This window comes from Roseateles sp. NT4, assembly GCF_051857475.1.
In the GTDB taxonomy this organism is placed as follows: domain Bacteria; phylum Pseudomonadota; class Gammaproteobacteria; order Burkholderiales; family Burkholderiaceae_C; genus Pelomonas.
This window is the reverse complement of the sequence record NZ_JBPZGZ010000006.1, coordinates 252,820-272,517: the sequence shown is the minus strand read 5'-3', so window position 1 is coordinate 272,517 and position 19,698 is coordinate 252,820. Positions and strand designations below refer to the sequence as shown.

Below are 19,698 nucleotides of genomic sequence, written 5' to 3'. Positions count from 1 at the left end.
TCGGCTCTTCGCCTTTTGGGTGGCGCGTTCCTGTGCGCCCGAAATGTGAAGTTCACTGACTTCAAACGGGAACAAGTCGTAATGCCAACCATCAATCAACTGGTGCGCCACGGTCGAGAGGCCGAGGTCACCAAGTCCAAGTCGCCTGCGATGCAGAACTGCCCGCAGCGCCGCGGTGTCTGCACCCGCGTCTACACCACCACGCCCAAGAAGCCGAACTCGGCTCTGCGTAAGGTCGCCAAGGTGCGCCTGACCAACGGTTTCGAGGTCATCTCGTACATCGGCGGCGAAGGCCACAACCTGCAAGAACACAGCGTCGTGCTGGTTCGCGGCGGCCGTGTCAAGGACCTGCCCGGTGTGCGTTACCACATCGTCCGCGGCTCCCTCGACCTGCAAGGCGTCAAGGATCGCAAGCAATCGCGTTCCAAGTACGGCGCGAAGCGTCCGAAGAAGTAAATCGTTTGTTCGGGCTCAGCGCCATCGCTGACCCAACGTTGTAGCGGCCCCTGAAATATCTCGGTGGCCGAGTAAGTGGATGACCCCAGATGTCGGTGGTTGTCCAGCGGAGTCAGGTCAAAAGACCGCCTCCAACTGAAGCAAAAGGAAGAGTGCCATGCCACGTCGTCGCGAAGTACCCAAGCGCGAGATCCTGCCGGACCCCAAGTTCGGTTCCGTCGATCTGTCCAAGTTCATGAACGTCATCATGGAATCGGGCAAGAAGGCTGTCGCCGAGCGCATCATCTACGGTGCCCTCGAGCAGGTCGAAAAGAAGATCGGCAAGGACCCGCTGGAAGTGTTCATGGTCGCCCTGAACAACGTGAAGCCCATGGTTGAAGTGAAGTCCCGCCGTGTCGGCGGTGCGAACTACCAAGTTCCCGTGGAAGTTCGCCCCGTCCGCCGGATGGCCCTCGCCATGCGCTGGCTGAAGGAATCCGCTCGCAAGCGCGGTGAGAAGTCGATGGCCCAACGCCTGGCCAATGAACTGCTGGAGGCCGCTGAAGGCCGCGGCGGCGCGATGAAGAAGCGCGACGAAGTTCACCGCATGGCAGAAGCCAACAAGGCGTTCTCGCACTTCCGCTTCTAAACTCATCGTCTTTCAGCCGCCTCGGGTTTCTACCAACCCGCTGGCGGCTCCTGCCTTCTGGAGCAAACCATGGCCCGCAAAACCCCCATCGAGCGCTACCGCAACATCGGTATTTCCGCGCACATCGATGCTGGCAAGACCACCACGACCGAACGCATCCTTTACTACACCGGCGTGAACCACAAGATCGGTGAGGTGCATGACGGCGCCGCCACGATGGACTGGATGGAGCAAGAGCAGGAGCGTGGCATCACGATCACGTCCGCCGCCACGACCTGCTTCTGGAAGGGCATGGACCTGGCTCGCCCCGAGCACCGCATCAACATCATCGACACCCCCGGACACGTCGACTTCACGATTGAAGTCGAGCGCTCCATGCGCGTGCTGGACGGCGCCTGCATGGTCTATTGCGCCGTGGGTGGCGTGCAGCCCCAGTCGGAAACCGTCTGGCGCCAGGCCAACAAGTACAAGGTGCCCCGCCTCGCGTTCGTCAACAAGATGGACCGCACCGGCGCGAATTTCTTCAAGGTCTACGACCAGATGAAGCTGCGCCTCAAGGCCAACCCCGTGCCCGTCGTCATCCCCATCGGTGCCGAAGAAAACTTCACCGGCGTGATCGACCTCATCAAGATGAAGGCGATCATCTGGGACGAGGCCTCGCAAGGCATGAAGTTCAGCTACGAGGACATCCCGGCCGACCTGCAGGCCGACGCCGTCAAATGGCGCGAAAACCTCATTGAAGCCGCCGCTGAATCCAGCGAAGAGCTGATGAACAAATACCTCGAGTCGGGCGACCTGACCGAGGAAGAAGTCGTCACGGCCATCCGCAAGCGCACCATCGCCGCTGAAATCCAGCCGATGTTCTGCGGCACCGCCTTCAAGAACAAGGGTGTGCAGCGCATGCTCGACGGCGTCATCGATTTCATGCCGTCGCCCATCGACGTGCCGCCGGTGCCGGGCACCGACGAAGACGACCAGCCGACCGTCCGCAAGGCCGACGACAGCGAGAAGTTCGCTGCTCTAGCCTTCAAGCTGATGACCGACCCCTACGTCGGCCAGCTGACCTTCGTGCGCGTCTACTCCGGCGTGCTGCAGTCGGGCGCCAGCGTCTACAACCCGATCCGCGGCAAGAAGGAGCGCATCGGCCGGATCCTGCAGATGCACGCCAACCAGCGTGAAGAAATCTCGGAAATTCTGGCCGGCGACATCGCCGCTTGCGTGGGCCTGAAGGACGTCACCACGGGCGAAACCCTGTGCGACCCCGAAGCCATCATCACGCTGGAAAAGATGGTCTTCCCCGAGCCCGTGATCTCGCAGGCCGTCGAGCCCAAGACCAAGGCTGACCAGGAAAAGATGGGTATCGCCCTGGGCCGCCTGGCCAAGGAAGACCCGTCCTTCCGTCTGCGCACCGACGAAGAGTCCGGCCAGACCATCATTTCCGGCATGGGCGAGCTCCACCTGGAAATCATTGTCGACCGCATGAAGCGCGAGTTCGGCGTGGAAGCCAACGTCGGCAAGCCGCAGGTTGCCTACCGCGAAACCATCCGCAAGACCGCCACCGACGTCGAAGGCAAGTTCGTTCGCCAGTCCGGTGGTAAGGGCCAGTACGGTCACGTCGTGATCACGCTGGAGCCGCAAGAGCCGGGCAAGGGCTTCGAGTTCGTCGACGCCATCAAGGGCGGTGTGGTTCCTCGCGAATACATCCCCGCGGTCGAGAAGGGCATCATCGACAGCCTGCCGAATGGCGTGCTGGCCGGCTTCCCGGTCGTCGACGTCAAGGCCACGCTGACCTTCGGCTCGTACCACGACGTGGACTCGAACGAAAACGCGTTCAAGATGGCCGCTTCGATGGGTTTCAAGGAAGCCTGCCGCCGCGCCAGCCCCGTCATCCTCGAGCCGATGATGGCCGTGGAAGTCGAGACGCCTGAAGACTACGCCGGCAACGTGATGGGCGACCTGTCCAGCCGTCGCGGCATGGTGCAGGGCATGGACGACATGGTCGGTGGCGGCAAGGTCATCAAGGCCGAAGTCCCGTTGTCGGAAATGTTCGGCTACTCGACGACCCTGCGCTCGATGTCGCAAGGCCGCGCCACGTACACGATGGAGTTCAAGCACTACAGCGAAGCTCCGAAGAACGTGGCCGACGCCATCATCACGGCGCGCGGCAAGTCGGCTTGATCCGCTTCTGAACTGAATCGTCTTCGCAGCGGCCCGCCCGCTTCGCCAGTCGGCGGGAAACACGGGCTCTGCGGAAACGCTAAACCAACAGACTGGCGAGATGCTCTTTTTGGAGAATTGAAATGGCAAAAGGCAAGTTTGAACGGACCAAGCCGCACGTGAACGTGGGCACGATTGGCCACGTTGACCACGGCAAGACCACGCTGACCGCGGCAATCGCGACCGTGCTGTCCAAGAAGTTCGGTGGCGAGGCCAAGGCCTACGACCAGATCGACGCGGCTCCGGAAGAAAAGGCCCGCGGCATCACGATCAACACCGCTCACGTCGAGTACGAGACGGCCAACCGCCACTACGCCCACGTTGACTGCCCCGGCCACGCCGACTACGTCAAGAACATGATCACCGGTGCCGCCCAGATGGACGGCGCCATCCTGGTGTGCTCGGCCGCTGACGGCCCGATGCCCCAGACGCGTGAGCACATCCTGCTGGCCCGTCAGGTCGGCGTGAAGTACATCATCGTCTTCCTGAACAAGTGCGACATGGTCGACGACGCCGAGCTGCTCGAGCTGGTCGAAATGGAAGTGCGCGAGCTCCTGTCCAAGTACGACTTCCCCGGCGACGACACCCCCATCATCAAGGGTTCGGCCAAGCTGGCGCTGGAAGGCGACACGGGTGACCTGGGCGAGCAAGCCATCATGCGCCTGGCTGACGCCCTGGACACCTACATCCCCCAGCCGGACCGTGCCGTTGACGGTGCCTTCCTGCTGCCGGTGGAAGACGTGTTCTCGATCTCTGGCCGCGGCACCGTCGTGACCGGTCGCGTCGAGCGCGGCATCATCAAGGTCGGCGAAGAAATCGAAATCGTGGGCATCCGCGAAGTCCAGAAGACCACGGTCACGGGCGTCGAAATGTTCCGCAAGCTGCTGGACCAAGGTCAAGCAGGCGACAACGTCGGCATCCTGCTGCGCGGCACCAAGCGTGAAGACGTCGAGCGCGGCCAAGTTCTGGCCAAGCCCGGCACCATCAAGCCCCACACCCACTTCACGGCAGAAATCTACGTTCTGTCCAAGGAAGAGGGCGGCCGCCACACCCCGTTCTTCAACAACTACCGTCCCCAGTTTTACTTCCGCACGACGGACGTGACCGGTGCCGTGGAGCTGCCGAAGGACAAGGAAATGGTCATGCCCGGCGACAACGTCGGCATCACCGTGAAGCTGATCGCTCCGATCGCGATGGAAACCGGCCTGCGCTTCGCCATCCGTGAAGGTGGCCGTACCGTCGGCTCCGGCGTGGTTGCCACGATCCTCGCTTAATCCATGCGTGACGTGTGCCGGGCGGCCGCCGCCCGGTGCTCACCACCTGCTCTTTAAGGAACCGTCATGCAAAAGCAAAAGATCCGCATCCGCCTGAAGGCGTTTGACTACAAGCTGATCGACCAATCGGCCCTCGAGATCGTCGAGACCGCCAAGCGCACCGGCGCCATCGTCAAGGGCCCCGTGCCCCTGCCGACGCGCATGGAGCGTTTCGACATCCTGCGTTCGCCCCACGTCAACAAGACCAGCCGCGACCAGTTCGAGATCCGCACCCATCAGCGCCTGATGGACATCGTCGACCCGACCGACAAGACGGTCGACGCGCTGATGAAGCTCGACCTGCCCGCCGGCGTCGACGTCGAAATCAAGCTGCAGTAATTCCCAGGCCTTCGGGCTTGTGATTCCAAGGCCCCGCCCTGTTTCGACAGGCCGGGGCCTTGTCTTTTGTGCTGTCTGAAGTGCTAACGCTTGCATCAGGGCTATCCCGCAGGCTATACTCGCCAGCTTTTCCGGGTTGGCTCCTGCCTGCTCGGATATTCGCGCGGTGTTTCTTTCGAAGATTTCGCAAGAGATATCGCACAGGTCAGCCCGGCCAATCGATGTCGGGTGTTCGCAATAGCTTCGAAGGCGAGAGCCGACGGGGCTGGAGAAAAACATGAGTCTGAGCAACCGTCTCGGTTTGCTGGGCCGCAAGGTGGGCATGATGCGCATCTTCACGGACGATGGCGATGCCATTCCCGTGACGGTGCTGGACGTGTCCAACAACCGCGTGACCCAGGTCAAGACCCAAGAGACCGACGGCTACAGCGCCATTCAAGTGGCGTTCGGTACGCGCAAAGCTTCGCGTGTCACCAAGCCTGAAGCCGGCCACCTCGCCAAGGCAGGTGTCGAAGCCGGTGAAATCCTCAAGGAATTCCGCGTCGAAGCCGACGTCGCTGCCCAGTACCAAGCTGGCGCGACCGTTCCGGTGACGTTGTTCGCCGCCGGCCAGCTGGTCGACGTGCAGGGCACGTCCATCGGCAAGGGCTTCGCAGGCACCATCAAGCGCCACAACTTCAGCTCGCAGCGCGCGTCGCACGGTAACAGCCGTTCGCACAACGTGCCGGGCTCGATCTCCATGGCGCAAGACCCGGGCCGCGTGTTCCCGGGCAAGAAGATGACCGGCCACATGGGCGACGAAACCGTCACCACCCAGAACCTGGACATCGTGCGCGTTGACGAAGCTCGTCAACTGCTGCTGGTCCGCGGCGCGGTCCCGGGTTCCAAGAACGGCCACATCGTCGTTCGCCCGGCCGTCAAGGTCAAAGTCAAGAAGGGAGCCAACTGATGCAGCTCGAGCTCCTGAACGAGCAGGGTCAGGCCACCAGCAAGGTGGACGCGCCTGACACCATCTTCGCTCGCGACTACAACGAAGCCCTGGTGCACCAGGTGGTCGTGGCCTTCCAGGCCAACGCCCGTCAAGGCACCCGCGCCCAGAAGGACCGTGAACAGGTCCATCACTCGACCAAGAAGCCTTTCCGCCAGAAGGGCACCGGCCGCGCTCGCGCCGGTATGACCTCGTCGCCGCTGTGGCGCGGGGGCGGTCGCATCTTCCCGAACATGCCTGACGAGAACTTCTCGCACAAGCTGAACAAGAAGATGTACCGCGCTGGCATGGCTGCAATCCTGTCGCAGCTGGCCCGTGAAGGCCGCCTGGCCGTGGTGGATTCGATCTCGGTCGAAGCCCCCAAGACCAAGCTGCTGGCCGCCAAGTTCAAGGCCATGGGCCTGGACTCGGTGTTGGTCATCTCCGACGTCGTGGATGACAACCTGCTGCTGGCTTCGCGCAACCTGGCCAATGTGCTGGTCGTCGAGCCGCGCTACGCCGACCCGCTGTCCCTCGTCTTCTACAAGAAGGTGCTGGTGACCAAGGCTGCGGTCGAGCAACTCAAGGAGATGCTGGCATGAGCGCCCCCAAGTATTCCGAAGGCCGTCTGGCCTCCGTGCTGCTCGCGCCCATCGTGTCCGAGAAGGCCACGCAAATTGCCGAGAAGCACAACCAGGTCCTGTTCAAGGTCCTGCGCGACGCCACCAAGCCGGAGATCAAGGCCGCTGTTGAACTGATGTTCAAGGTCGAGGTCGAGTCGGTCAACGTCGTCCAGGTCAAGGGCAAGACCAAGCGCTTTGGTGGCCGCGCCGGCCGCCGTGACCACGTCAAGAAGGCTTATGTGGCCCTCAAGGCTGGTCAAGAGCTCAATTTCGGGGAGGCCGCATAAATGGCCATCGTCAAAGTCAAGCCGACTTCGCCCGGCCGCCGTGGCGTCGTCAAGGTGGTGCACAAGCATCTGCACAAGGGCGCGCCCCATGCAGCATTGCTCGAGCCCCAAAAGCAGAACTCCGGCCGTAACAACAACGGTCACATCACGATTCGCCACAAGGGCGGTGGTCACAAGCACCACTACCGCGTGGTCGACTTCAAGCGCAACAAGGACGGCATTCCGGCCAAGGTCGAGACCATCGAGTACGACCCGAACCGCACCGCCCACATCGCGCTGGTGGTGTACGCCGACGGCGAGCGCCGCTATGTGATCGCCCCGCGCGGTCTGGAAGTGGGCGCAACCATCCTGAGCGGCTCGGAAGCGCCGATCAAGGCTGGCAACACGCTGCCGATCCGCAACATCCCGGTGGGTTCGACCATCCATTGCATCGAGCTGCAGCCTGGCAAGGGTGCCCAGATGATCCGTTCGGCCGGCACCTCTGCCGTCCTGATGGCTCGTGAAGGCGTCTACGCCCAGATCCGTCTGCGCTCCGGCGAAGTCCGCCGCGTGCACATTGACTGCCGCGCCACCATCGGTGAAGTGAGCAACGAAGAGCACAGCCTGCGTCAATACGGCAAGGCTGGCGCGATCCGCTGGAAGGGCGTCCGCCCGACCGTTCGTGGCGTCGCCATGAACCCGGTGGATCACCCGCACGGTGGTGGCGAAGGCCGCACCGGCGAGGGCCAGGTCCCTGTGTCGCCGTGGAACACCCTGACGAAGGGCTACCGCACTCGCAACAACAAGCGCACGCAGACGTTCATCGTCTCGCGTCGCAAGAAGTAAGGGCTAGGCCATGACTCGTTCGCTGAAGAAGGGCCCCTTCGTTGACCACCATCTGATGGCCAAGGTCGACAAGGCTGTTGCCATCAAAGACAAGAAGCCCATCAAGACCTGGTCGCGCCGCTCGACGATCCTGCCCGAATTCATCGGTCTGACGATCGCCGTGCACAACGGCAAGCAACACGTGCCGGTCTATGTGTCTGACCAGATGGTCGGTCACAAGCTGGGTGAATTCGCACTGACCCGCACCTTCAAGGGCCACCCGGCCGACAAGAAGGCCGGGAAGAAGTAAGGATGCCAACGATGGAAACCAAAGCAATCGTTCGTGGCGTTCGCCTCTCGTGTGACAAGGGTCGCCTCGTGGCTGACCTGATCCGCGGCAAGAAGGTGGACCAAGCGCTGAACATCCTGGAATTCACCCAGAAGAAGGCAGCCCTGATCATCAAGAAGGCGCTGGAAAGTGCCATCGCCAACGCCGAGCACAACGACGGCGCTGACATCGATGAACTCAAGGTCACCTCGATCTACGTCGAACAGGGTGCCACGCTGAAGCGTTTCTCGGCTCGCGCCAAGGGCCGCGGCAACCGCATCAGCAAGCCCACCTGCCACATCTTCGTGGCCGTCGGCAACTAAGGCGCAAGAAGACTATGGGACAGAAAATCCATCCGGTTGGCTTCCGCCTTCCTGTCACCCGTAACTGGGCTTCGCGCTGGTACGCGAACAACCAGAACTTCGCCACGATGCTGGCCGAAGATCTGCAAGTTCGTGACTACCTGAAGGCCAAGCTCAAGAACGCCGCTGTTTCGCGCATCCTGATCGAGCGTCCCGCCAAGAACGCCCGTATCACGATCTTCTCGGCTCGCCCGGGCGTCGTGATCGGCAAGAAGGGTGAAGACATCGAAGCGCTGAAGGCTGAGCTGACCAAGCGTCTGGGCGTGCCCGTCGCCGTCAACATCGAAGAAGTGCGCAAGCCTGAAGTCGATGCCCAGCTGATCGCCGACTCGATCACCCAGCAGCTCGAAAAGCGCATCATGTTCCGCCGCGCGATGAAGCGCGCGATGCAGAACGCCATGCGTCTGGGTGCCCAAGGCATCAAGATCATGAGCGCTGGTCGTCTGAACGGCATCGAAATCGCTCGTACCGAGTGGTATCGCGAAGGTCGTGTGCCCCTGCACACCCTGAAGGCCGACATCGACTACGGCTTCTCCGAAGCCAAGACCACCTATGGCGTCATCGGCGTCAAGGTGTGGGTCTACCGCGGTGACCGTCTTGCCAATGGCGAGGCTCCGGTCATCAACACCCCCGCAGGCGCCGAAGACGATCGTCGCCCGCGCCGTAACGCCCGTCCGGGCGCTCCCGGTGGCCGTGGCCGCCCGGGTGGCGACCGTGGCCCGCGTGACGGAGCAGATCAGCCCGCTGCCGCCGCCCCCACGGGTGACGCAGCCAAGCCCGCTGCCAAGCGCGTGGTCCGCAAGGTCCCCGCAGCCGGCGGTGAGGCCAAAGGAGAATAAGCATGCTGCAACCCGCTCGTCGTAAATACCGCAAGGAGCAGAAGGGCCGCAACACTGGTGTTGCAACCCGTGGCGCCGCGGTGTCTTTCGGTGATTTCGGCCTCAAGGCCACCGAGCGCGGCCGTCTGACGGCCCGCCAGATCGAAGCGGCTCGCCGCGCGATCTCGCGCCACATCAAGCGCGGCGGTCGGATCTTCATCCGCGTGTTCCCGGACAAGCCCATCTCGCAAAAGCCCGCCGAAGTCCGGATGGGTAACGGCAAGGGCAACCCCGAGTACTACGTCGCTGAAATCCAGCCCGGCAAGGTGATCTACGAGGTCAACGGCGTGCCGGAAGAGCTGGCGCGTGAAGCGTTCACGCTGGCCGCTGCCAAGCTGCCGCTGCGTTGCACCTTCGTGGCCCGCCAGGTCGGTACCTGAGGAAGACACCATGAAAGCAACTGAACTCCGCACCAAGGACGTCGCTGCCCTCGAAAAGGAAGTGACCGATCTGCTGAAGGCCCACTTCGGCCTGCGCATGCAAAAGGCTACCCAGCAGCTGACCAACCACAGCCAGCTGGGCAAGACCCGCCGCGACATCGCGCGTGCCAAGACCGTCCTGGCACAAAAGAAGAAGGAGGCCACGAAATGACTGAGGCCCAAGTCCAAGCCAAGAACACGCGCACCCTGGTGGGCCGCGTGGTCAGCGACAAGCGCGCCAAGACGGTCACCGTCCTGGTCGAGCGTCGCGCCAAGCACGAGCTCTACGGCAAGATCGTGGCCCGTTCCCGCAAGTACCACGCCCACGACGAAAAGGGCGAGTACAAGATGGGCGACGTGGTCGAGATCGCCGAAGGTCGTCCGATCTCCAAGACCAAGAGCTGGGTCGTGACCCGCCTGGTCCAGAAGGCCGAGATCGTCTAAGAAGTCACCGGTCGCATGACCGCTGCACAACCGGCACGCTGGGCAACTGGCGCGCCGGTTTTTCATTTTCAGAACACTCAATCAGGAGCGACACCATGATCAAGGTTGGCGACAAACTGCCCGCAGGCAGCCTGCAGGAATTCATCGAAGTCGAAGGCGAGGGCTGCACCCTCGGCCCCAACAGCTTCGACATCGAGAAGGCCACGGCCGGCAAGACCATCGCCATCTTCGCCCTGCCTGGCGCCTACACCCCGACCTGCTCGGCCAAGCATGTGCCCGGCTATGTCGAATCGGCCGAGGCCCTGAAGGCTGCCGGCGTTGACGAGATCTGGTGCGTGTCGGTCAACGACGCCTTCGTCATGGGTGCCTGGGGCCGTGACCAGAAGACGGCTGGCAAGGTGCGCATGATGGCCGACGGCAGCGCCGCCTTCGCCAATGCCACCGGCCTGACGCTGGACCTGACGGCCAAGGGCATGGGTGTGCGTTCGCAGCGCTACTCGATGCTGGTCAAGGATGGTGTCGTCAAGACGCTGAACGTCGAAGGTCCTGGCAAGTTCGAGGTCAGCGACGCCGCCACGATGCTCGCGCAGGCCAAGGCCGCCTGAGCGGATTTCGCCGCCGAGGGGCTGGCGCGAGCCGGCCCTTCAAAAACTTCTGCGACAGGCATTGACGGCCCAAGGGTTCTCACTGCATAATGCGCAGCTTCGCCGAACGCCAGTGCACTTGCTACGCAAGCGCCCATGCTGGCTTCGGATCCGCCCTCAACCGTTGGGCAGCAAGTGGCGCAATGCCCCGAGCTGTTTGACTTACGGGCCCAAGACTGACCGACGCGCAGCTCAGCTGCAACTCGGGGCAAGTTGGGGACAGACATGATCCAAATGCAATCGCGGCTTGATGTCGCGGACAACACTGGCGCCAAGTCCGTTCAGTGCATCAAGGTGCTGGGCGGCTCCAAGCGCCGCTATGCGCACATTGGCGACATCATCAAGGTCAGCATCAAAGAAGCTGCCCCGCGTGGTCGCGTGAAGAAGGGCGAGGTCTACAGCGCCGTGGTGGTTCGTACCGCCAAGGGCGTGCGCCGCCAAGACGGCTCGCTCGTCAAGTTCGACGGCAATGCCGCCGTGCTGCTCAACGCCAAGCTGGAGCCGATCGGCACCCGCATCTTCGGCCCGGTCACGCGTGAACTGCGTACCGAGCGCTTCATGAAGATCGTGTCGCTGGCGCCCGAGGTGCTTTGAGCCCCCACTGTCTGAGGTAAGCCATGAACAAGATTCGTACCGGCGACCAGGTCATTGTGCTGACCGGCCGCGACAAGGGTAAGCGCGGCACCGTGTCCGCCCGCACTGACGAAGACCATGTGGTCGTTGACGGCATCAATGTCGTCAAGAAGCACGTCAAGCCCAACCCCATGAAGGGCACCACCGGTGGCGTCGTCGACAAGACCATGCCTATCCATCAATCCAACGTGGCGATCTTCAACGCCGCCTCCGGCAAGGCCGATCGCGTGGGCGTCAAGCTCGTCGACGGCAAGCGGGTGCGCGTGTTCAAGTCGACCGGCGAAGAGATCAAGGCTTAAGAGGTCCCTCATGGCTCGTCTTCAAACGCATTACCGCGAAAAAATCGTGCCCGGCCTGGTCGAAAAGTTCGGCTACAAGTCGGTCATGGAGGTGCCCCGCATCACCAAGATCACGCTCAACATGGGCGTGAGCGAGGCCGTCGCCGACAAGAAGGTCATGGACCACGCTGTGGGTGACCTGACCAAGATCGCCGGCCAGAAGCCCGTCGTCACCAAGTCGAAGAAGGCTATCGCCGGCTTCAAGATCCGCGACAGCGTGCCCATCGGTGCGATGGTGACCCTGCGTGGCGTCCAGATGTATGAATTCCTGGACCGCTTCGTGACGATCGCCCTGCCGCGCGTTCGCGACTTCCGTGGTATCTCCGGTCGCTCGTTCGACGGCCGTGGCAACTACAACATCGGCGTCAAAGAACAGATCATCTTCCCCGAAATCGAGTACGACAAGGTGGATGCTCTGCGTGGTCTGAACATCAGCATCACGACGACTGCCAAGACGGACGACGAAGCCAAGGCTCTGCTGGCTGCGTTCAAGTTTCCGTTCAAGAACTGAGGTGACCCGTGGCAAAACTCTCGATCAAACAACGTGAGCTGAAGCGCGAGGCGCTGGTCGCCAAGTTCGCCAAGAAGTACGCGGAACTGAAGGCCATCATCGATGACTTCAAGAAGTCCGAGGAAGAGCGCTACGCCGCCCGCCTCGAGCTGCAAAAGCTGCCCCGCAATGCCTACCCCACTCGCCTGCGCAACCGCTGCGAGCTGACGGGTCGTCCGCGTGGCACCTTCCGCAAGTTCGGCCTGGCCCGTAACAAGATCCGTGAACTGGCCTTCAAGGGCGACATCCCCGGTGTCGTCAAGGCCAGCTGGTAATCGGCTGATAGGAGTAATCGCAAATGAGCATGAGTGATCCCATCGCCGATATGCTGACCCGCATCCGCAACGCGCAGATCGTCGAGAAGACGAACGTTGTGATGCCGTCGTCCAAGCTGAAGGTGGCGATTGCCAAGGTCCTGAAGGACGAAGGCTATATCGAGGACTTCGCCGTGCGCGGCGAAGCTGCCCGCCCGGAGCTGGAAATCTCGCTGAAGTACTACGCTGGCCGTCCGGTCATCGAGCGCATCGAGCGTGTCAGCCGCCCCGGCCTGCGCATCTACAAGGGCCGCCACGACATTCCTCAGGTCATGAACGGCCTGGGTGTGGCGATTGTGACGACCCCGCAAGGCGTCATGACGGACCGCAAGGCCCGCGCTGCCGGTATCGGTGGCGAGGTCCTCTGCTACGTCGCCTAAGCGAAGGAGTAGGAACAATGTCCCGCGTTGGAAAAATGCCGGTCAACCTCCCGCAAGGCGTGGATGTGACCGTCGGTGCTGAGTCGATCAGCGTCAAGGGCTCGCTCGGCACGCTGGTGCGTCCGTCGAACAAGCTCGTCACCGTCAAGAACGAAGCCGGCAAGCTGAGCTTCGTGCCCGCCAACGACTCGGCTGAAGCCGATGCGATGAGCGGCACGATGCGCGCCCTGGTGGCCAATATGGTCAACGGCGTCAGCAAGGGCTTCGAGAAGAAGCTGAACCTGGTCGGCGTGGGTTTCCGCGCCCAGGCCCAAGGTACCAAGCTGAACCTGCAGATCGGTTTCTCTCACCCCGTGGTGAAGGACATGCCGGCCGGCATCAAGGTCGAGTGCCCCACCCAGACGGAAATCGTCATCAAGGGTGCTGACCGCCAGGTCGTCGGCCAGATCGCCGCTGAGGTGCGTGCCTTCCGTCCCCCCGAGCCCTACAAGGGCAAGGGCATCCGTTATTCGGATGAGAAGGTCACCATCAAAGAGACCAAGAAGAAGTAAGGAGCAGCGCCATGATGACCAAGAAAGAACAACGCCTGCGTCGTTCGCGCCAGACCCGCGCTCGCATTGCGATCCAGCGCGTGGCCCGTCTGACGGTGTTCCGCTCCAATCTGCACATCTACGCCCAAGTCGTCTCGGAAGATGGCGGCAAGGTGTTGGCTGCAGCCTCCACGGCCGAGAAGTCGGTCCGCGAACAGCTGAACAGCAACGGCGGCAACGTCGCTGCCGCCACGCTGGTCGGCAAGCTGATCGCCGAGAAGGCCAAGGCTGCTGGCGTCGAGAAGGTCGCTTTCGACCGCTCGGGTTTCGCCTATCACGGTCGTGTCAAGGCCCTGGCCGAAGCAGCCCGCGAAGCCGGCCTGCAGTTCTGACGCATCAAGGAATAAGAAATGGCAAAGTTTCAACCCCGCGGCGCTCAGGCTGAAGGCAACGACGACGGCCTGAAGGAAAAGATGATCGCGGTCAACCGCGTGACCAAGGTTGTGAAGGGTGGCCGTACGCTGTCCTTCGCCGCTCTGACTGTGGTTGGTGACGGCGATGGCCGCATCGGCATGGGCAAGGGCAAGGCCAAGGAAGTGCCGGTCGCTGTGCAGAAGGCCATGGAGTCGGCTCGCCGCAACATGGTCAAGGTCAGCCTGAAGAACGGCACCATCCACCACAACGTGGTCGGCGAACACGGTGCAGCTCACGTCATCATGGCTCCGGCGCCTGCCGGTACCGGCGTCATCGCCGGCGGCCCGATGCGCGCTGTCTTCGAAGTGATGGGTGTGACCGACATCGTGACCAAGAGCCATGGTTCGACCAACCCTTACAACATGGTCCGCGCCACGCTGGACGCTCTGAAGCGTTCGACCACGCCGGCCTCTGTCGCTGCCAAGCGCGGCAAGACGGTTGAAGAAATCTTCAACTGATCGCGGAGCACAACATGTCTGACAAGAAAACCGTGACGGTCAAGCTGGTGCGTAGCCCCATCGGCTGCCGCGCCTCGCACCGTGCCACCGTGGTCGGCCTGGGTCTGCGTCGGCTGAACAGCCAAAGCACCCTGGAAGACACGCCCGCAGTGCGCGGCATGATCAACAAGATCGCCTATCTGGTGCAAGTGCTCTAAGCACGGCACACAAAGGACAAGACGATGGAACTCAACACGATCAAGCCCGCAGAGGGCTCCAAGCATGCCAAGCGCCGTGTCGGCCGTGGCATCGGCTCGGGCCTGGGCAAGACCGCAGGTCGCGGCCACAAGGGTCAGAAGTCCCGCGCTGGTGGCTACCACAAGGTCGGCTTCGAAGGCGGCCAGATGCCCCTGCAGCGTCGCCTGCCCAAGCGTGGCTTCAAGTCGCTGACGCTGAAGTACAACGCCGAGATCACGCTGTCGGACCTGCAAGGTCTGGCTGGCGACGAGATCGACGTGTCGACGCTGAAGGCTGTCGGTCTGGTGCCCCAGCTGGCCAAGTCGGTCAAGCTGATCCTTTCCGGCGCCATCGAGCGCAAGGTCACGCTGAAGGGCGTGAATGCCACGAAGGGCGCCAAGGCGGCCATCGAGGCAGCCGGCGGCTCGGTCGCTTAAATCCAGTCCACAAGGAACTGACTCAGCGTGGCTACCAACGCGAATCAGCTGGCCAAGAGCGGCAAGTTCGGCGACCTGCGTCGCCGGCTTGTGTTCCTGCTGCTGGCTCTGGTCGTCTACCGCATCGGGGCGCATATCCCCGTGCCCGGTATCGACCCGAACCAGCTGGCCCAATTCTTCAAGGGTCAGGCCGGTGGCATCCTGAGCCTGTTCAACATGTTCTCGGGCGGTGCGCTGTCGCGCTTCACCGTGTTCGCGTTGGGCATCACGCCTTACATCTCGGCGTCCATCGTTCTGCAGCTGATGACCTACGTCGTGCCGACGCTGGAGCAGCTGAAGAAGGAAGGCGAAGCCGGGCGTCGCAAGATCACCCAGTACACGCGTTATGCGACGCTGGGCCTGGCTCTGTTCCAGAGCCTGTCGATCGCGCTGGCGCTGGAAGGCTCTGCAGGTCTGGTGCTGAACCCTGGTTTTGGCTTCCGTCTGACGGCGGTGTCCAGCCTGGTGGCCGGCACGATGTTCCTGATGTGGCTGGGTGAGCAGATCACCGAGCGCGGTCTGGGCAATGGCATCTCGATCCTGATCTTCGGCGGTATCGCCGCGGGTCTGCCGGGTGCGATCGGTGGCCTGTTCGAACTGGTGCGTACCGGTGCGATGGGTTACGGCTCTGCGCTGATCGTGATCTCGCTGGTGGTGCTGGTGACCTACGCCGTGGTCTTCGTCGAACGTGGCCAACGCAAGATCCTCGTGAACTATGCGAAGCGCCAGGTCGGCAACAAGGTCTACGGCGGCCAGTCCTCGCACCTGCCGCTGAAGCTGAACATGTCGGGCGTGATCCCGCCGATCTTCGCGTCGTCGATCATCCTGCTGCCGACCACGGTGGTGAGCTGGTTCGCGACGGGTGATGGTCTGCGCTGGCTGAAGGACCTGGCCGGCATGATCAGCCCGGGCCAACCGATCTACGTGCTGCTGTACTCGGCTGCCATCGTATTCTTCTGCTTCTTCTACACGGCCCTGGTGTTCAACAGCCGTGAGACCGCAGACAACCTGAAGAAGAGTGGCGCCTTCATCCCGGGCATTCGTCCGGGTGAGCAGACCGCCAAGCACATCGACAAGATTCTTTCGCGGCTCACGCTGGCTGGTGCGATCTACATCACGCTGGTCTGCCTGCTGCCCGAGTTCCTGACGCTGAAGTACAACGTTCCGTTCTACTTCGGTGGCACCTCCCTGTTGATCATCGTCGTCGTGACGATGGACTTCTGGGCTCAGGTTCAGAGTTACATCATGAGTCAGCAGTACGAATCACTGCTGAAAAAGGCCAGCTTCAAGTCCTGAGGACGTAGAGCTGATCGTTAACCAAGATTGATTTCAATAACCCACATCTGAACGTACGGCATGGCGAAAGACGACGTCATTCAAATGCAGGGCGAGATTCTGGAGAACCTCCCCAACGCTACGTTTCGTGTGAAGTTGGAGAACGGGCATGTCGTGCTCGGTCACATCTCCGGCAAGATGAGGATGCACTACATCCGCATCCTGCCTGGCGACAAGGTGACCGTTGAACTGACACCCTACGATTTGAGTCGTGCTCGCATCGTGTTCCGGGCGAAGTGAGCTGTTTGAACCCCCGGACGCGTGTGAGCGCAAAAGAAGTTAGGCCAAGGAGCAGACCATGAAAGTTTCGGCATCCGTTAAGCAGATGTGCCGCAATTGCAAGATCATCCGCCGCAAGGGCGTGGTGCGTGTGATCTGCACCGACCCGCGCCACAAGCAGCGCCAGGGCTAAGCCCTCAGGCACGCACGACAGGACTAGAGGACAACCATGGCACGTATTGCTGGTATCAACATTCCGCCGCAAAAGCACACTGAGATCGGTCTGACCTCGATCTACGGCATTGGCCGTACGACCGCCCAGAAGATCTGCACGAACAGCGGCATTCCGTTCGACAAGAAGGTCAAGGACCTGACTGACAGCGATCTCGAAAAGATCCGCGATGAAGTCAACAAGCTGACCATCGAAGGTGACCTGCGCCGTGAGCAGTCCATCAACATCAAGCGTCTGATGGACCTCGGCTGCTACCGCGGCTTCCGTCACCGCCGTGGCCTGCCGATGCGCGGTCAACGCACCCGTACGAATGCCCGCACCCGCAAGGGTCCGCGCAAGTCGGCTGCGACCGGCAAGAAGTAAGCTGCCCGAACTGAAAGAAGGTCAATATGGCAAAGGCACCCAACAATTCGGCGGCTCAACGCGTTCGCAAGAAGGTCCGCAAGAACGTTGCTGACGGCATCGCGCACGTCCACGCTTCGTTCAACAACACCATCATCACCATCACCGACCGCCAAGGCGGCGCCCTGTCCTGGGCTTCGTCGGGTGGCCAAGGCTTCAAGGGCTCGCGCAAGTCGACGCCTTTCGCAGCCCAGGTGGCGGCTGAAGTGGCCGGCCGTGCCGCTCAAGAGCAAGGCATCAAGAATCTCGACGTCAAGATCAAGGGCCCCGGCCCGGGTCGCGAGTCGTCGGTGCGTGCCCTGGCAGCGCTGGGCATCCGCATCAACTCGATCTCTGACGTGACGCCCGTGCCGCACAACGGCTGCCGTCCGCAGAAGCGTCGTCGTATCTAAGCTCCAGGATCTGACCGTTCACCCTCAGGTGACAGGGATATTGCAGATTCGGATGACGGTGCGATAATCGCGCGTTTTCCCGGAGCCGGCGGGCACTTTGTGCCGCGCCGGCTTCAGTCTTGAGTCGGCTTCATTTCGAGGCTGTGCTCATAAGCCCACCGTCCAAGCCCATAAAAACACCGGCTGGACTCGCGTCAGAAAACCTCTCCACGAGGCCTGGCGTCAGATTGAACAAGGACACTCAAAGTGGCACGTTATCTTGGCCCCAAGGGCAAACTTTCCCGCCGCGAAGGCACCGACCTCTACCTGAAGAGCGCCCGCCGCGCCATCAGCGACAAGGTCAAGTTTGACAGCAAGCCCGGCCAGCACGGCCGCACCTCCGGTCAGCGCACGTCTGACTTCGGCCTGCAACTGCGCGAAAAGCAGAAGGTCAAGCGCATGTACGGCGTGCTGGAGCGTCAGTTCCGCCGCTACTTCGCCGAAGCCGAGCGCCGCAAGGGCTCGACCGGCGTGAACCTGCTGCAACTGCTGGAATCGCGCCTGGACAACGTCGTCTACCGCATGGGCTTCGGCTCCACCCGCGCAGAAGCCCGTCAGCTGGTTTCGCACAAGGGTGTCACGGTGAACGGCGAGGTCGTCAACATCGCTTCCTACATGGTCAAGGCCGGTGACACCGTCGGCGTCCGTGAAAAGGCCAAGAAGCAGCTGCGCGTGACCGAGTCGTTCAAGCTGGCTGACTCTATCGGCCTGCCGGCCTGGGTGGCCGTCGACGGCACCAAGCTCGAAGGCGTGTTCAAGAAGGCTCCCGACCGCGATGAGTTCGGCGCCGAGATCAACGAATCGCTGATCGTCGAGTTGTACTCGCGTTAATGTTTTCCCCCGCCGACCACGCCTGCAAGGGCGCGGTCGGCGTTTCCTCGTCCGGGCATTTGCCCTTCGTAGGCTCTGCCCGGCTGGTCCTCAGCCTTATCGGTGTAACGAACCGAGGGTATTGAAAGAAAGACCTCATGCAAACCAACTTGCTCAAACCCAAGTCCATCAACGTGGAGCCCCTGGGCGGTCATCGCGCCAAGGTCACGCTGGAGCCGTTCGAACGCGGCTACGGTCACACCCTGGGCAATGCCCTGCGCCGTGTGCTGCTCTCGTCGATGGTGGGTTATGCGCCGACGGAAGTGACGATTGCCGGCGTGCTGCACGAGTACTCGGCCATCGACGGCGTGCAAGAGGACGTGGTTCACATCATGCTGAACCTCAAGGGCGTCGTCTTCCGCCTGCACAACCGTGAAGAAGTGACCCTGGTCCTGCGCAAGGAAGGCGAAGGCCCCGTCACCGCGGCCGACATCCAGACCCCGCACGACGTCGAGATCATCAATCCCGAGCACGTCATCGCCCACCTGTCGCAAGGCGGCAAGCTGGACATGCAGATCAAGGTCGAGAAGGGCCGCGGCTATGTGCCCGGCACGATGCGCCGCTTCGGCGACGAGCCGACCAAGAGCATCGGCCGCATCGTCCTCGACGCTTCGTTCTCGCCCGTCAAGCGCGTCAGCTACGCCGTCGAAAACGCTCGCGTCGAGCAGCGTACCGACCTGGACAAGCTGGTCATGGAAATCGAAACCAACGGCGCCATCTCGCCCGAGGAAGCGATCCGTGCTTCGGCCAAGATCCTGGTCGAGCAACTGGCCGTCTTCGCCCAGCTGCAAGGCACCGACCTGGTCGACGCCTTCGACCAGCCGGCCCAGCGCTCCAGCAGCTTCGATCCGATCCTGCTGCGCCCGGTCGACGAGCTCGAACTGACCGTGCGTTCGGCCAACTGCCTGAAGGCCGAAAACATCTACTACATCGGCGACCTGATCCAGCGTACCGAGACCGAGCTGCTGAAGACCCCCAACCTGGGTCGCAAGTCGCTCAACGAAATCAAGGAAGTGCTGGCTTCGCGCGGTCTGACTCTGGGCGCCCGCCTGGAAAACTGGCCCCCGCAAGGTCTGGACAAGCGTTAATTTCTGAAAGATGGGTGGCGCGTTGACCAACGCCACCCGGTGC

At 62.1% G+C, this 19,698-nt stretch carries 33 protein-coding genes; all 33 read left to right on the top strand.

The annotated features are described in order from the left end of the window. Positions 1-81: 81 nt before the first annotated feature. Positions 82-456: a 30S ribosomal protein S12 gene (rpsL, locus tag ACS5PN_RS28445; RefSeq protein WP_056194784.1), complete on the top strand. Its 375-nt coding sequence runs from the start codon at positions 82-84 to the stop codon at positions 454-456. Positions 457-613: 157 nt separating this feature from the next. Continuing rightward, the gene (gene rpsG / locus ACS5PN_RS28440) at positions 614-1,084 is read left to right on the top strand and encodes a 30S ribosomal protein S7 (protein ID WP_056194782.1); all 471 of its coding nucleotides are present in this window, start codon (positions 614-616) and stop codon (positions 1,082-1,084) included. Between the two features lie 69 nt (positions 1,085-1,153). Then, on the top strand, positions 1,154-3,262 hold the full coding sequence (gene fusA, locus ACS5PN_RS28435) for an elongation factor G (RefSeq protein ID WP_439467393.1): 2,109 nt from the start codon (positions 1,154-1,156) through the stop codon (positions 3,260-3,262). 122 nt (positions 3,263-3,384) lie between these two features. Continuing rightward, a complete protein-coding gene (tuf, locus tag ACS5PN_RS28430) occupies positions 3,385-4,575 on the top strand; it encodes an elongation factor Tu (protein WP_025564238.1) in 1,191 nt (396 codons plus the stop codon). A 66-nt stretch (positions 4,576-4,641) separates the two neighbouring features. Next, the gene (rpsJ, locus tag ACS5PN_RS28425) at positions 4,642-4,953 is read left to right on the top strand and encodes a 30S ribosomal protein S10 (protein ID WP_056194266.1); all 312 of its coding nucleotides are present in this window, start codon (positions 4,642-4,644) and stop codon (positions 4,951-4,953) included. Positions 4,954-5,230: 277 nt separating this feature from the next. Beyond that, positions 5,231-5,902 carry a 50S ribosomal protein L3 gene (gene rplC / locus ACS5PN_RS28420; protein WP_439467392.1) on the top strand — a complete coding sequence of 224 codons (672 nt, stop codon included), beginning with the start codon at positions 5,231-5,233 and terminating at the stop codon, positions 5,900-5,902. Continuing rightward, positions 5,902-6,522, top strand: coding sequence for a 50S ribosomal protein L4 (rplD, locus tag ACS5PN_RS28415; RefSeq protein ID WP_439467391.1), 621 nt, complete (start codon positions 5,902-5,904; stop codon positions 6,520-6,522). Before rplC ends, rplD begins: the two co-directional genes overlap by 1 nt. Then, positions 6,519-6,830 (top strand): 50S ribosomal protein L23, encoded by a 312-nt coding sequence (gene rplW / locus ACS5PN_RS28410; RefSeq protein WP_439467390.1) that lies wholly within the window; start codon positions 6,519-6,521, stop codon positions 6,828-6,830. Before rplD ends, rplW begins: the two co-directional genes overlap by 4 nt. After that, the gene (rplB, locus tag ACS5PN_RS28405; protein ID WP_439467389.1) at positions 6,831-7,655 is read left to right on the top strand and encodes a 50S ribosomal protein L2; all 825 of its coding nucleotides are present in this window, start codon (positions 6,831-6,833) and stop codon (positions 7,653-7,655) included. A 10-nt stretch (positions 7,656-7,665) separates the two neighbouring features. Further along, positions 7,666-7,944 carry a 30S ribosomal protein S19 gene (gene rpsS, locus ACS5PN_RS28400; RefSeq protein WP_056194250.1) on the top strand — a complete coding sequence of 93 codons (279 nt, stop codon included), beginning with the start codon at positions 7,666-7,668 and terminating at the stop codon, positions 7,942-7,944. An 11-nt stretch (positions 7,945-7,955) separates the two neighbouring features. Next, positions 7,956-8,285 (top strand): 50S ribosomal protein L22, encoded by a 330-nt coding sequence (rplV, locus tag ACS5PN_RS28395; protein WP_057297242.1) that lies wholly within the window; start codon positions 7,956-7,958, stop codon positions 8,283-8,285. Between the two features lie 14 nt (positions 8,286-8,299). Beyond that, positions 8,300-9,163 (top strand): 30S ribosomal protein S3, encoded by an 864-nt coding sequence (rpsC, locus tag ACS5PN_RS28390; RefSeq protein ID WP_119046638.1) that lies wholly within the window; start codon positions 8,300-8,302, stop codon positions 9,161-9,163. 2 nt (positions 9,164-9,165) lie between these two features. Beyond that, complete coding sequence (gene rplP, locus ACS5PN_RS28385; protein ID WP_119046639.1) at positions 9,166-9,582, top strand: 50S ribosomal protein L16; 417 nt, start codon at positions 9,166-9,168, stop codon at positions 9,580-9,582. 10 nt (positions 9,583-9,592) lie between these two features. Then, positions 9,593-9,793: a 50S ribosomal protein L29 gene (gene rpmC / locus ACS5PN_RS28380; protein WP_056194241.1), complete on the top strand. Its 201-nt coding sequence runs from the start codon at positions 9,593-9,595 to the stop codon at positions 9,791-9,793. Then, positions 9,790-10,065, top strand: a complete 276-nt coding sequence (gene rpsQ / locus ACS5PN_RS28375; protein WP_310273046.1) for a 30S ribosomal protein S17 — start codon at positions 9,790-9,792, stop codon at positions 10,063-10,065. Before rpmC ends, rpsQ begins: the two co-directional genes overlap by 4 nt. 95 nt (positions 10,066-10,160) lie before the next feature. Then, positions 10,161-10,670, top strand: a complete 510-nt coding sequence (locus ACS5PN_RS28370) for a peroxiredoxin (protein WP_439467388.1) — start codon at positions 10,161-10,163, stop codon at positions 10,668-10,670. Between the two features lie 264 nt (positions 10,671-10,934). Continuing rightward, the gene (gene rplN, locus ACS5PN_RS28365) at positions 10,935-11,303 is read left to right on the top strand and encodes a 50S ribosomal protein L14 (RefSeq protein WP_056194233.1); all 369 of its coding nucleotides are present in this window, start codon (positions 10,935-10,937) and stop codon (positions 11,301-11,303) included. Between the two features lie 23 nt (positions 11,304-11,326). Then, positions 11,327-11,641 (top strand): 50S ribosomal protein L24, encoded by a 315-nt coding sequence (rplX, locus tag ACS5PN_RS28360; protein ID WP_310273042.1) that lies wholly within the window; start codon positions 11,327-11,329, stop codon positions 11,639-11,641. Between the two features lie 10 nt (positions 11,642-11,651). Beyond that, positions 11,652-12,191, top strand: a complete 540-nt coding sequence (gene rplE, locus ACS5PN_RS28355; RefSeq protein ID WP_439467387.1) for a 50S ribosomal protein L5 — start codon at positions 11,652-11,654, stop codon at positions 12,189-12,191. 8 nt (positions 12,192-12,199) lie between these two features. Continuing rightward, positions 12,200-12,505 carry a 30S ribosomal protein S14 gene (rpsN, locus tag ACS5PN_RS28350; protein WP_056877728.1) on the top strand — a complete coding sequence of 102 codons (306 nt, stop codon included), beginning with the start codon at positions 12,200-12,202 and terminating at the stop codon, positions 12,503-12,505. Positions 12,506-12,528: 23 nt separating this feature from the next. Then, positions 12,529-12,924, top strand: a complete 396-nt coding sequence (gene rpsH, locus ACS5PN_RS28345; RefSeq protein ID WP_439467386.1) for a 30S ribosomal protein S8 — start codon at positions 12,529-12,531, stop codon at positions 12,922-12,924. 17 nt (positions 12,925-12,941) lie between these two features. Then, a complete protein-coding gene (gene rplF / locus ACS5PN_RS28340) occupies positions 12,942-13,475 on the top strand; it encodes a 50S ribosomal protein L6 (RefSeq protein WP_439467385.1) in 534 nt (177 codons plus the stop codon). Between the two features lie 11 nt (positions 13,476-13,486). After that, the gene (gene rplR / locus ACS5PN_RS28335; protein WP_310273035.1) at positions 13,487-13,846 is read left to right on the top strand and encodes a 50S ribosomal protein L18; all 360 of its coding nucleotides are present in this window, start codon (positions 13,487-13,489) and stop codon (positions 13,844-13,846) included. 18 nt (positions 13,847-13,864) lie between these two features. Beyond that, on the top strand, positions 13,865-14,386 hold the full coding sequence (gene rpsE, locus ACS5PN_RS28330; RefSeq protein ID WP_056194212.1) for a 30S ribosomal protein S5: 522 nt from the start codon (positions 13,865-13,867) through the stop codon (positions 14,384-14,386). 14 nt (positions 14,387-14,400) lie between these two features. Then, a complete protein-coding gene (rpmD, locus tag ACS5PN_RS28325; RefSeq protein ID WP_056194210.1) occupies positions 14,401-14,583 on the top strand; it encodes a 50S ribosomal protein L30 in 183 nt (60 codons plus the stop codon). 24 nt (positions 14,584-14,607) lie between these two features. Further along, positions 14,608-15,039 carry a 50S ribosomal protein L15 gene (gene rplO / locus ACS5PN_RS28320; RefSeq protein ID WP_439467384.1) on the top strand — a complete coding sequence of 144 codons (432 nt, stop codon included), beginning with the start codon at positions 14,608-14,610 and terminating at the stop codon, positions 15,037-15,039. A gap of 27 nt (positions 15,040-15,066) precedes the next feature. After that, positions 15,067-16,374, top strand: a complete 1,308-nt coding sequence (gene secY / locus ACS5PN_RS28315) for a preprotein translocase subunit SecY (RefSeq protein WP_439467383.1) — start codon at positions 15,067-15,069, stop codon at positions 16,372-16,374. A gap of 60 nt (positions 16,375-16,434) precedes the next feature. After that, positions 16,435-16,653, top strand: a complete 219-nt coding sequence (gene infA, locus ACS5PN_RS28310) for a translation initiation factor IF-1 (protein WP_009855680.1) — start codon at positions 16,435-16,437, stop codon at positions 16,651-16,653. 58 nt (positions 16,654-16,711) lie between these two features. Then, on the top strand, positions 16,712-16,825 hold the full coding sequence (rpmJ, locus tag ACS5PN_RS28305) for a 50S ribosomal protein L36 (RefSeq protein WP_056194202.1): 114 nt from the start codon (positions 16,712-16,714) through the stop codon (positions 16,823-16,825). Between the two features lie 36 nt (positions 16,826-16,861). Then, positions 16,862-17,227 carry a 30S ribosomal protein S13 gene (rpsM, locus tag ACS5PN_RS28300; RefSeq protein WP_119046648.1) on the top strand — a complete coding sequence of 122 codons (366 nt, stop codon included), beginning with the start codon at positions 16,862-16,864 and terminating at the stop codon, positions 17,225-17,227. A 26-nt stretch (positions 17,228-17,253) separates the two neighbouring features. Then, on the top strand, positions 17,254-17,658 hold the full coding sequence (gene rpsK, locus ACS5PN_RS28295; RefSeq protein WP_056194196.1) for a 30S ribosomal protein S11: 405 nt from the start codon (positions 17,254-17,256) through the stop codon (positions 17,656-17,658). 246 nt (positions 17,659-17,904) lie between these two features. Beyond that, a complete protein-coding gene (rpsD, locus tag ACS5PN_RS28290; RefSeq protein ID WP_439467382.1) occupies positions 17,905-18,528 on the top strand; it encodes a 30S ribosomal protein S4 in 624 nt (207 codons plus the stop codon). 137 nt (positions 18,529-18,665) lie between these two features. Continuing rightward, a complete protein-coding gene (locus tag ACS5PN_RS28285; protein ID WP_056194188.1) occupies positions 18,666-19,655 on the top strand; it encodes a DNA-directed RNA polymerase subunit alpha in 990 nt (329 codons plus the stop codon). Positions 19,656-19,698 lie beyond the last annotated feature (43 nt).

Bases quoted from the DNA above. Each gene is read 5' to 3' on its own strand.
- rplC (WP_439467392.1), top strand. From the start codon at position 5,231: ATGAGTCTGAGCAACCGTCTCGGTTTGCTGGGCCGCAAGGTGGGCATG.
- rpmJ (WP_056194202.1), top strand. From the start codon at position 16,712: ATGAAAGTTTCGGCATCCGTTAAGCAGATGTGCCGCAATTGCAAGATC.
- rplN (WP_056194233.1), top strand. From the start codon at position 10,935: ATGATCCAAATGCAATCGCGGCTTGATGTCGCGGACAACACTGGCGCC.
- rplE (WP_439467387.1), top strand. From the start codon at position 11,652: ATGGCTCGTCTTCAAACGCATTACCGCGAAAAAATCGTGCCCGGCCTG.
- rpmD (WP_056194210.1), top strand. From the start codon at position 14,401: ATGTCTGACAAGAAAACCGTGACGGTCAAGCTGGTGCGTAGCCCCATC.
- rplV (WP_057297242.1), top strand. From the start codon at position 7,956: ATGGAAACCAAAGCAATCGTTCGTGGCGTTCGCCTCTCGTGTGACAAG.
- tuf (WP_025564238.1), top strand. From the start codon at position 3,385: ATGGCAAAAGGCAAGTTTGAACGGACCAAGCCGCACGTGAACGTGGGC.
- ACS5PN_RS28370 (WP_439467388.1), top strand. From the start codon at position 10,161: ATGATCAAGGTTGGCGACAAACTGCCCGCAGGCAGCCTGCAGGAATTC.
- rplR (WP_310273035.1), top strand. From the start codon at position 13,487: ATGATGACCAAGAAAGAACAACGCCTGCGTCGTTCGCGCCAGACCCGC.
- rplO (WP_439467384.1), top strand. From the start codon at position 14,608: ATGGAACTCAACACGATCAAGCCCGCAGAGGGCTCCAAGCATGCCAAG.
- rpsE (WP_056194212.1), top strand. From the start codon at position 13,865: ATGGCAAAGTTTCAACCCCGCGGCGCTCAGGCTGAAGGCAACGACGAC.
- rpsQ (WP_310273046.1), top strand. From the start codon at position 9,790: ATGACTGAGGCCCAAGTCCAAGCCAAGAACACGCGCACCCTGGTGGGC.
- rpsG (WP_056194782.1), top strand. From the start codon at position 614: ATGCCACGTCGTCGCGAAGTACCCAAGCGCGAGATCCTGCCGGACCCC.
- rplD (WP_439467391.1), top strand. From the start codon at position 5,902: ATGCAGCTCGAGCTCCTGAACGAGCAGGGTCAGGCCACCAGCAAGGTG.
- rpsS (WP_056194250.1), top strand. From the start codon at position 7,666: ATGACTCGTTCGCTGAAGAAGGGCCCCTTCGTTGACCACCATCTGATG.
- rpsH (WP_439467386.1), top strand. From the start codon at position 12,529: ATGAGCATGAGTGATCCCATCGCCGATATGCTGACCCGCATCCGCAAC.
- infA (WP_009855680.1), top strand. From the start codon at position 16,435: ATGGCGAAAGACGACGTCATTCAAATGCAGGGCGAGATTCTGGAGAAC.
- rpsL (WP_056194784.1), top strand. From the start codon at position 82: ATGCCAACCATCAATCAACTGGTGCGCCACGGTCGAGAGGCCGAGGTC.
- rpsM (WP_119046648.1), top strand. From the start codon at position 16,862: ATGGCACGTATTGCTGGTATCAACATTCCGCCGCAAAAGCACACTGAG.
- rplB (WP_439467389.1), top strand. From the start codon at position 6,831: ATGGCCATCGTCAAAGTCAAGCCGACTTCGCCCGGCCGCCGTGGCGTC.
- rpsK (WP_056194196.1), top strand. From the start codon at position 17,254: ATGGCAAAGGCACCCAACAATTCGGCGGCTCAACGCGTTCGCAAGAAG.
- rplX (WP_310273042.1), top strand. From the start codon at position 11,327: ATGAACAAGATTCGTACCGGCGACCAGGTCATTGTGCTGACCGGCCGC.
- fusA (WP_439467393.1), top strand. From the start codon at position 1,154: ATGGCCCGCAAAACCCCCATCGAGCGCTACCGCAACATCGGTATTTCC.
- ACS5PN_RS28285 (WP_056194188.1), top strand. From the start codon at position 18,666: ATGCAAACCAACTTGCTCAAACCCAAGTCCATCAACGTGGAGCCCCTG.
- rplF (WP_439467385.1), top strand. From the start codon at position 12,942: ATGTCCCGCGTTGGAAAAATGCCGGTCAACCTCCCGCAAGGCGTGGAT.
- rplW (WP_439467390.1), top strand. From the start codon at position 6,519: ATGAGCGCCCCCAAGTATTCCGAAGGCCGTCTGGCCTCCGTGCTGCTC.
- rpsJ (WP_056194266.1), top strand. From the start codon at position 4,642: ATGCAAAAGCAAAAGATCCGCATCCGCCTGAAGGCGTTTGACTACAAG.
- rpmC (WP_056194241.1), top strand. From the start codon at position 9,593: ATGAAAGCAACTGAACTCCGCACCAAGGACGTCGCTGCCCTCGAAAAG.
- rplP (WP_119046639.1), top strand. From the start codon at position 9,166: ATGCTGCAACCCGCTCGTCGTAAATACCGCAAGGAGCAGAAGGGCCGC.
- rpsC (WP_119046638.1), top strand. From the start codon at position 8,300: ATGGGACAGAAAATCCATCCGGTTGGCTTCCGCCTTCCTGTCACCCGT.